The 9,341-nt window shown below is 52.9% G+C and carries 9 protein-coding genes and 1 tRNA gene; 4 read left to right on the forward strand and 6 right to left on the reverse strand.

Going from position 1 to position 9,341, the window contains the following annotated elements; all coding sequences use genetic code 11:
• Positions 1 to 109 precede the first annotated feature (109 nt).
• Together LPA02S_RS09240 and LPA02S_RS09245 are read right to left on the reverse strand one after the other, a co-directional pair.
• The gene (locus LPA02S_RS09240; RefSeq protein ID WP_054648909.1) at positions 110 to 454 is read right to left on the reverse strand and encodes a YlbF family regulator; all 345 of its coding nucleotides are present in this window, start codon (positions 452 to 454) and stop codon (positions 110 to 112) included.
• 38 nt (positions 455 to 492) lie between these two features.
• On the reverse strand, positions 493 to 2,544 hold the full coding sequence (locus tag LPA02S_RS09245; RefSeq protein WP_056957016.1) for a PBP1A family penicillin-binding protein: 2,052 nt from the start codon (positions 2,542 to 2,544) through the stop codon (positions 493 to 495).
• 151 nt (positions 2,545 to 2,695) lie between these two features.
• On the opposite strand from LPA02S_RS09245, the gene LPA02S_RS09250 reads away from it, so the two are divergent.
• Positions 2,696 to 3,529, forward strand: coding sequence for an RluA family pseudouridine synthase (locus LPA02S_RS09250; protein WP_054648907.1), 834 nt, complete (start codon positions 2,696 to 2,698; stop codon positions 3,527 to 3,529).
• A gap of 125 nt (positions 3,530 to 3,654) precedes the next feature.
• Here LPA02S_RS09250 and LPA02S_RS09255 read toward each other — a convergent pair whose 3' ends face one another.
• From LPA02S_RS09255 to LPA02S_RS09265, 3 genes are all read right to left on the reverse strand, one after another.
• On the reverse strand, positions 3,655 to 4,110 hold the full coding sequence (locus LPA02S_RS09255; RefSeq protein ID WP_054648905.1) for an arginine repressor: 456 nt from the start codon (positions 4,108 to 4,110) through the stop codon (positions 3,655 to 3,657).
• A 22-nt stretch (positions 4,111 to 4,132) separates the two neighbouring features.
• A complete protein-coding gene (gene argS, locus LPA02S_RS09260; RefSeq protein WP_056956996.1) occupies positions 4,133 to 5,815 on the reverse strand; it encodes an arginine--tRNA ligase in 1,683 nt (560 codons plus the stop codon).
• 222 nt (positions 5,816 to 6,037) lie between these two features.
• Positions 6,038 to 6,108: transfer RNA gene (locus LPA02S_RS09265), tRNA-Gly, on the reverse strand.
• Positions 6,109 to 6,272: 164 nt separating this feature from the next.
• Here LPA02S_RS09265 and LPA02S_RS09270 point away from each other — a divergent pair.
• The 3 genes from LPA02S_RS09270 (at position 6,273) to LPA02S_RS09280 (ending at position 7,789) form a co-directional block, all read left to right on the forward strand.
• Positions 6,273 to 6,653, forward strand: a complete 381-nt coding sequence (locus tag LPA02S_RS09270) for a hypothetical protein (RefSeq protein ID WP_056956997.1) — start codon at positions 6,273 to 6,275, stop codon at positions 6,651 to 6,653.
• Positions 6,654 to 6,768: 115 nt separating this feature from the next.
• On the forward strand, positions 6,769 to 7,476 hold the full coding sequence (locus LPA02S_RS09275) for an AzlC family ABC transporter permease (protein ID WP_054648901.1): 708 nt from the start codon (positions 6,769 to 6,771) through the stop codon (positions 7,474 to 7,476).
• Positions 7,463 to 7,789, forward strand: a complete 327-nt coding sequence (locus LPA02S_RS09280) for an AzlD domain-containing protein (protein WP_056956998.1) — start codon at positions 7,463 to 7,465, stop codon at positions 7,787 to 7,789. The genes LPA02S_RS09275 and LPA02S_RS09280 overlap by 14 nt, the downstream gene beginning before the upstream one ends.
• An 84-nt stretch (positions 7,790 to 7,873) precedes the next feature.
• Here LPA02S_RS09280 and LPA02S_RS09285 read toward each other — a convergent pair whose 3' ends face one another.
• The gene (locus LPA02S_RS09285) at positions 7,874 to 8,584 is read right to left on the reverse strand and encodes an adaptor protein MecA (RefSeq protein WP_056956999.1); all 711 of its coding nucleotides are present in this window, start codon (positions 8,582 to 8,584) and stop codon (positions 7,874 to 7,876) included.
• Between the last annotated feature and the right edge of the window lie 757 nt (positions 8,585 to 9,341).

A 9,341-nucleotide genomic window follows, 5' to 3' on the forward strand; every position in this document is an offset into this window, starting at 1 on the left:
CCCCGCGGCACCGCCACCGGCCAGAACCGCCGACCAGAGCCGCCAACCAGAGCCGCCAACCAAAAACACCGCCCCCAGTAAAGAGGGCGGTGTCGTAGAACCAGGCAAATTAAGACTGGCTGTAAAGTTCGACGATGGGCTTGCTGATGGTGTTGTTCAGTTCGTCCATCAATTGGCTCAAAGCCTGTTCCTTGGTCATCAAGGTCTTGATGGCGTCGATATCCTTAATCTTGTCGCCCAGTGTCTGCAGGGAGTGAATATCATCATCAGAGATGTCCTGACCGGTAGCCTGTTTCTGGGACAGTTCCATCTGCTTGTTTTGGAACTGCTTGAACAAGTCATAACCTACCGGATCAAGCTTCAGCAGATCAAATGCCTGCTTCAATTCCTGGTACTGGGTGGTTTCCTTTAGTGCGGACGCCATTTCGTTAGCGTTGTCGTAAATGTTAACCATATTATTCTCCTTTATACCGTCACTCCATGGCGCGGTAATTAATTAAATAAACCTTGCACGTCATTATACCATTCCTGGGCCTTGTCTTTCACCGTATTCACCCCGTCCTGGATACCATCTTGAATATCGCTCCACACCGAGCCGCTGCTGCTACCGCTGGAGGTACCCGCACTGCTGGCGGTGGTCGCAGCCACTTTGGCTGATGCAGACGTCACGTTAAACTGCGTTTGTGTGGTCTCCGGCAACAGGTTAGTCATCTCCGACTTGAAGATACTGTCAACGTTACCGCCATCACCAGTCTGTAGGTAGTGGGTCTTAGTCGTGTAAGCAAAGCCGGTCCAGGTCGCCACCACCACATCAGGCGTATAGCCAACGGCCCACTGGTCCTTGTCGCCGTTCACGTTCCATTCCTTAGGAGTCTCGGTCGACCCCGTCTTACCAGCAACGGTGTACCCGTACGGCTTGGCGCTTGCACCCGTCCCGTTATTGTACGTGTCCATCATCATGCTGGTCATTTCCTTGGCCACCGAGCTAGCCATCACCTGCTTACTTTGCGTGTCGGCTTGATAAACGGTCGTCCCCGTCGCGTCAACAATTTTGCGAATAAAGTGTGTCTGGGGCATCTTCCCGTCGTTTGCAAAGGCGGCATAAGCCCGGGCCATGGTCAGCGGCGATACCCCGGTCGAAACACCACCTAAAGCCGCCGCCAGGTTCTGGTCCTTCTTTTCGAGGGTAATCCCAAACCGTTTCAAGCTGGACACACCCTTCTGGACACCAATCTTATTCAGTAACCATACCGCCGGGACGTTAAGACTGTTGGCCAATGCCGTGTACATTGGCACCGTGTTCTGGTAAACACCGTTCCAGTTCGATGGCGAGTAATTGTTCTTCCCAAAGGACTGCTTCTTGTCGGATAATTCCGAGTCGTAGTGGTAACCATTTTCCAGGGCCGGAGTGTAAACCATCAATGGTTTCAAAGTTGATCCGGGTGAACGGTGTAGCTGCGTCGCATAATTATAGCCTAAGAAGACGTGTGTCCCCCGGCCGCCTTCAATCGCGCGCACACCGCCCGTTTGCGGATCGATGGCCACCGATGATGCCTGAACCTTGGTCCCATCACTAGCATCATTTTGAAAATTGTTGTCGTTGGCCCAAGTTTGGTCCAACGCATCCTGGTAATTTGTATCGAGACTGGTATAAATCTTATACCCCTTATTGAGCAGGTCATTTTCGGAGAACCCTTTGCTTTCAGCCTCCTCAATCACGGCGTCAAAATAATACGGGTACTTATCAGTCGAATCTTCGTTATAATTGTTGTTAAGCGTCAAAGTGGTCTGCTTGGCCGCGTCCGCCTGCGCACTAGTAAGGTGACCCGCCTCAACTTCTAGCGTTAGCACTAGGTTGCGGCGGCTGATGGCATTATCCATATGGTCAATGGGGTTGTAGTAGCTCGGGTTCCGCAACATTGCCGCCAACGTCGCGCCCTCACCAACGCTCAACTCACTAGCATGCTTACCGAAGTACAGCTCAGACGCGTCCTCAACACCCCAGACCCCGTTACCAAAGTACGCGTTATTCAAGTACATCGCGAGGATTTCGCTCTTAGTGTACACGCGGTTCATCTGCACGGCCATAAAGATTTCCTGACCCTTACGCAGAAAGGTTTGCTTTTGACTGAGCAAAGTATTCTTGACCAATTGCTGCGTCAAAGTACTACCACCACCGGCGATTGATCCCCGGTTGATAATCAGACTCACTACCGAGCGCAGAATCCCCTTAATATCAAATCCGGGGTTTGTCCAGAAGCTGCGGTCCTCGGTACTAATGACGGCGTTCTGGACGTTCTTAGAAATGTGTTCCAGCGAAACATACGTCCCTTTTTGTGAGTAGAGCGACCCCACACCATTATCCTTGTGGTCGTAAATTTCGGTTTTCGTCTGCAACGAGCTTTTAATATCGGCCATATCGACCGTTTTGGCTTCATAGGTAAAGTAGGCACTCATGACCAAAATCAGTGTCAGTACCAGTAGAATCGCCCAGCGAATCAGTTGGAATCGATGTATGAAGCGCCAAAGAGCCCGTAATGCCACTCCCAACGCGTGACGGATTGCCCGCCCAATTTGTCGTATATCCACCAGACAAACTCCCTTCAATGACTATCCCAATAATTGTAGCATAACCATTGCTACGCCCGTACTTACACACCTTTTTTACATAATTCCTAACCTACAGGAGGTAGCCATGACCGACTTTCATTTCACTGTCACCAACGTCCCCGCTAACGTCAGTCTGCGCGCACAACTGCGCGCGTGGAACGTTCCTAAACACTTCCAAGGTGCGTGGCGTCGTCAGCAATTAATTACCGTGAACGGCGTCTACCAGCCGCTGACCAATCCGCTGCCCGCGGGCGCAACCATCAATATCTGCTTTAGTGCGCCTGCTCCCATCGTTCCGCCCTACGACGCGCCCGTCACCATCGCATACGCCGATGAACACGTCATCGTGGCCGAAAAGCCCGCGGGCCTGAAAACCCACCCTAGTGCGGCTGGCGATACGGACAGCCTAATTGGCCGGGTGGCGGCCCACTTTGCCGGGACCCCGATTTACATCACCCACCGCCTGGATATGGCGACCAGCGGTCTGATTCTGCTGGCCCGCGACCCCCTCACCCAGGCCATCATCAACCGACAACTGGCTACCAAAACGTTGCACCGAACCTATACGGCTTTGGTACGTCCGGGTATGACCCAAAGTTGGGGCCGCATTGATGCCCCCATCGCGCACCGGCCCGATGATATCCGCCGGCGCATGGTGGCCGCAAACGGGCTCCCGGCCACCACTTTTTACCGTGTCTTAACCCGGAGCGCGACCGCCGACCGCCTTAGCCTGCGCCTTGCAACTGGTCGTACCCACCAAATTCGGGTACACCTCGACCATATCGGCCACTTACTACTAGGCGATCCTTTGTACGGACAAGAGGCCGCCCCACGCCTCATGTTGCACGCCACCACGTTAACCTGGCAGGAACCACTCAGTAACCATTTCCGAACGGTTACGAGTACGGTACCGTTCTAACGCCCAAAATGTGTGCGCACGCCAAACGGTCACTTATCTTACCGGTTTAGTCATAACAAAGCAAAGGAGCTGACCACTTAATTGCGGTCAGCTCCATTTTGAGTATCACTATTCTATTCTTGCCACTAGTCCATAAATGAACTCTGGTAGAAATCATTGAACCACTCGGCCCCAGCCTCATCCGGGCTAATAACCACGATGGTATCATGACCAGCCAACGTACCGACTACTTTGGTGAACTCAATGTCATCAATGAGGGCCGCCAACAGGTTACCGTTACTGGGCACCGTGTGAATCACGTTCATAAACTGAACACGCACGATGCTCAGCCCATTTTCGCGGATGGATTGCTGCAACCTGTCAGTATCATTGTGGGGTTGCTTCGAAAAGATGACGTAACGCATACGGCCATCATTCCCCTTAGACTTCACGATGTTCAGTTCACGGATATCGCGGGAGACGGTTGCCTGAGTAGCCTTCACACCCGCACTCTGTAATTCCTCCAGCAGTTGCTTTTGCGTTTCGATTACCTTACCACTAATGATGCGGCTCATAATGCGTTGTCGTTCCGCTTTTTTCATCGGCTGCCTCCGCGTTCTCCGGCTACATTGCGGCCGGTGCCTTTACACCTAACAAACCTAGCGCAGCGGTCAGAACAACCGTTACACTCTGCACCAATGCCAACCGGCCGGCCAGTTCTTCATCGTCCACCAACACCTTGGTGTGTGCGTAGTACTGGTTAAAGCTCTTCGCCAACCGCAAAGCATACTTGGCAATGACGGATGGTTCGTACTCAGTCGCGGCCCGAAGCACGATGTCCGGGAAGGCCGCCAACTGCTTCAATACCGGCCAGGCGTTTGCGTCCGTCAGGTGAACGGTAGCGTCGGGTTGCACCGCCGCTTTGGTCAAAATACTGTGGGCCCGGGCGTTCGTATACTGAACGTAAGGACCAGTCTCGCCTTCAAACCGCACGACTTCTTCGAGGTTGAAGTCAAAGCTGTCCTTCCGTTCACTCTTAAGGTCGTGGAACACCACGGCACCAACACCGACCGCCTGCGCCACTTCGTCCTGGTTTTCAAGGTCCGGGTGCTTGGCCGCAATCTGCGCCTTGGCCAGGTCTACGGCTTCCTGTAATACCTTGTCCAGGAGGATCACGTTACCCTTCCGCGTGGACAACTTTTTGCCGTTGGCCGTAATCAAACCAAACGGAATGTGGTGGATGTCGTTAGCCCATTCGTGGCCCATTTCGAGCAGCACGGCCTTCAGTTGGGCAAAGTGTTCCTTTTGCTCCATCCCCACGACGTAGAGGCTCTGGGTAAAGTCGTAGTGGTCATGCCGGTAGATAGCCGCCGCCAAGTCACGCGTCATGTACAACGTAGCCCCATCGCTCTTACGGATCAGGGCGGGGTTCATGCCGTACGCGTCGAGGTCCACAATTTCGGCCCCCTGGCTCTCTTTGAGCAAGTGCTTGTCCTGCAGCTCCCTGATAACGGGGTCCATCTTGTCATTCATGAACGCCTCGCCGTTGTAGCTGTCAAAGTCGACACCCAGCACGTCATAGATACGCTTGAATTCCTTCAGTGATTCACCCCGGAACCATTCCCACAGCTTGGTGGCCTCAGCGTCACCGTCCTCCAGCTTCTTAAACCAGGCACGCGCCTCGTCGTCTAATTCGGGCTGCGTCTCGGCCTCAGCGTGGAACCGCACGTAGTATTCCAGCAGGTGCTTAATGGGGTCAGCCTTAACGTCGGCCTCGCTACCCCACTTTTTGTAGGCCACAATCAGTTTACCGAATTGCGTCCCCCAGTCACCGAGGTAGTTAATCTTGATGGGGGTGTACCCCACTTTGGTCAAAATTTTCGCCAGAGAATTACCGATGACAGTTGAACGTAAGTGGCCCATCGACATTGGCTTAGCAATGTTGGGGCTACTCATATCGATTGGCACGTTGCCAGATCCGGCCTGGGCGTCCCCAAAATGTTCACCCTGCTCCGCGATGGCGGTCAGCGTATCTTGGGCAAAGGCCACCTTATCGAGAAAAAAGTTCACGTAGGCACCGGTGGCAACTACGTGATCAAAATCCGTCTGGTCAATTGCGGCCACGATGTCCGCGGCAATCTTGGGCGGAGCCATCCGCCGAACCTTAGCCAGCGCAAAGGTGGGGAAGGCGTAGTCCCCCAGATCGTCAGACTTAGGCTGCTCAATAAGTTGGCTAATCGTCTCTGCGTCCAGGTCCGCACCCAAGACTGCTGATAACGCCGTAACAACTTGCTGTTTGTAATCCATGTTATTCCTCCGTGTATTCAAAAACGGGCCCGTCCCCTTCAACTGAAAGAGACGAGCCAGCGCCCGCGGTACCACTCTTGTTGGCGTGACCGCCCACTTAAATGTTATTCATGATTGATGGTCGTGCCAGCGCGCCACCCGACGGCACCTACCCACATCGCACTAACTGCAGGCTCACTGTAAGGACCAACCGGACTTCCTCTGGCATATTGACAAAATACAAGCGGTCGACGAGAATCGAACTCGCGACATCAGCTTGGGAAGCTGAGATTTTACCATTAAACTACGACCGCAACAACGAAAGTAAGTATAGCATGGAGATTAACCCCTGCCAAGTAGAGACGAGGAAAAAATTGCCATTTAATCAAAAATTAGATTTTTTTGAGTGTGGACTAGCGTTTCTCACCGTGTTATAATTTATTAAGGGAAATCAAGCGACGAAGGGACGTGATGCTTTATGCCAGACACACAACACCGGTATTTTTTTGTTGCTAAGAATACCAAGACTGATCATGGCTACACTATTGAGTTCCTCAACATTCCGCAACTATACGCTTCTGGAGAAACCTACGCCGAAACGGTGTATTACTCATACCGGGTACTCGCGGACTTTCTCAAGCAGTTGCCACAGGAAGAAGCGGCCATCACGGCCTACACCCTCAGCGCAATTCCCGACAATACCGATAATACGTTCTACTCAATTGTTAGTGTGCCATCAGACTTCAACCCCCACCGTATGAACACGACCTTCACGATTTCGCAGGCCCTACCCGATGATATTCGGAAACAGGCGGCTCAACTATCGCACCTGGTCGACTTTGGTTCACTACCAGCGTAACGGGATTGCATCTATACAGGCATCAGCAACGTGGCGACGACGATCCGAGGGAACCATAACCCTCAATCGGCGGGCGCCACTTATTTGTACCATCATAATTTTTGGAGGTGTTTCTGTGAATAACCAGCTAGATTTCCGTACCGGTATTCGTGACACCATTCCCACCGCCTTTGGCTATATTGGTATTGGCTTGGCGTTTGGGGTGGTTGCTCGCGGTGCGGGTCACGGACCAATCATAACGCTACTCATGTCACTACTAGCGTACAGCGGCACCGCCCAATTTATCATCGTCAGTATGATTGCGGCTAGTAGTGCATACATATCGATTCTATTCGCAGTGTTGATGGTTAGCGCCCGGATGATTCTTGTCAGCATGACCGTTGCCCCCTACCTCCGCCATGAAAGCATGTGGCGGAACGTTTGGCTAGGAACACTGATTACGGACGAAACCTTCGCGCTCACTATGAGCAAATTGAACTACACTGACCACAAATTAAACTTTGACTGGCTCAACGCTGCTAATATCTTCGCGTATTCCATTTGGGCATTATCGTCAGTAGTCGGCAATCTAATTGGTAGCCTCATTCCCAACCCGAACGCGTTCGGCCTCGACTTTGCGCTTGTCGCCATGTTTATCGGGCTGCTGTACTTACAAGTTATTGGTGACCGCGCTATGGGGCTACTACTGCAAGGACTCGTGGTGATTTTGGTCTGCGTACTCATGTACCTGGGCCTCATCTTCATTCCCAGCAGCGTACTGGTTCTGGTGGTCACAGTGGTGGCCTGCCTATTAGGAATGGGGGTTAAACATGCCTTCTTTTGAATATTCGTTACTCGTGGTCATCGGTTGTGGTGTGGTCACCTGGCTGTGCCGAGTGATTCCGTTTATTCTACTCAAAAAATGGCGTCTGCCCGCACCCGTACTGGAGTTCCTCAGCTTTGTACCCGTCAGCATTATGGCCGCCCTCGTGGTCAGTAGCCTGTTCACGCAACACCTCGGCCGCCTACCGACCCTCAACGTACCGTACGCCATTGCCACTATTCCCTCCGTCGTCGTGGCCGTAGTTACGCGGTCCTTACTCGCCGTGGCGGTGGTCGGTATTGCCGCGTTGGCGATTACCCGCCTGCTTATGTGAATATGCCGAAACACCAACTAGGCCCATAGCCGCGTTCGTCACGTTCTAACGGATACGGCTATGGGCCCAGTAGTTTGTTATGCATTATTTTTTAAAGTAGTACCTGGTGGTCTCTAGCGCACTGGTGGCCATTAACTGGTGCCCGTACTCTGCCAACTGTTCAGCGGTCACGTCAGCAGTATCACCGTACTCATGCGCGATGGCCAGCTGAATCTGCGCCTCGCGTTCACTGATGGCATTCGGGTGGAACGTCAGTACTAGGAAATAGTGTCCTTGGTACCGGAACAAGTCACTCGTACCCCCATTCATACGGAGGCTCCGTGAAAGCCCAATTAACGCTTCAAAGTCGGGTAAGCGTAATGCCACGGCTACAGGGGTACTTTCATCGGTAAATAATGGTTGTACCTCATCCTGATTGGGTTCGTCGCGAACACTGTCCACCTGCGCCTGGTCGAGATGACGCTTGGCCAAAGCAGCGAATTCGTCGATGGGTGCCGTTTCCTGACCAGCATCGGCTGGCTGTTGCCCCTTTTGCGGTTGCTGGCTCTGATTGTGGCGATGGTTACGCGAAATAAACATTTCGAGGCCACCGCTACTGGGCATAACCTGAAAGGTAACTGACTCGTTATCAGCAAATTCGTGCTGTTGGTCGACCTCTTCAAGCACCCCGTAGAAGAAGTGTTCAATGTCTTCGTGATTGCTCAACAAATCCAACATCTTGATGCCACGTGACTTCAGGTCATCGGAACCCAAAAAGACGCGGATCGTGTCGGCGTTGATTCTTTCCATTTCCATGTTGCAATCACCCCTTTGCTGCGGATAACCCCGCAAATTTAAGCATATTGCCTACTCGAGAGAACAGTTTAACGCTAAAGCCCTGAGCGTGCAAGTTACCTTCAAATCCGTGTGGTTGGGGGTGTGGTTGGCGGCAGCGTTGGTCGGAACGGTGAGCTGCGGCTTTCGTGGGGTACTACATGGTCACCACTGCTAGGGCTGCGTACGAACGCGGGGTTGGGCTTTGGTACTGCGGCTTACGAGCCCTACGCCGTAGGTTGCTACACCCGCACGCTCCAGCCCGTGCCGGGCTTCCCACGAGTTTTTGAGCCCGAAAAATCACGGTCTCAAAAACATGCCGCCGTACGTCACTCCGTTCCTACGGCGCTCCGGGGTCGCAGCAACTACGTCTCCGGGCACGACGCCTCCGTACCAAAGCCCAACCCCGGGTTCCCGTTACCCAGTAACGGTGGGGACCATTCCTAACCCACACGCCTTCGCTCACCGTTCCGACCGACGCGGCCTCACACTACCATGACCAATCACGAATACCCTACAGAAGGATGTTCCCTCTACAAGCCCCCGGACAGGAAATTGACGACAAATTCAGTCACTTTTATTACAAGTCAGGCACTAACCCATCTAAAATTTCGATTGCGAGCCGTCCCTTACACATAAGGGTTAACGGCTACTACTGAAAATACGGGTACTATGGCTGCAGTTGCCTAAACCAGTCGTAAATTCGTTCGCAAGTGTGGTTCTGGCCGGTGGGGGTGCC

This window comes from Lacticaseibacillus pantheris DSM 15945 = JCM 12539 = NBRC 106106 (assembly GCF_001591865.1).
In the GTDB taxonomy this organism is placed as follows: Bacteria; Bacillota; Bacilli; order Lactobacillales; family Lactobacillaceae; genus Lacticaseibacillus; species Lacticaseibacillus pantheris.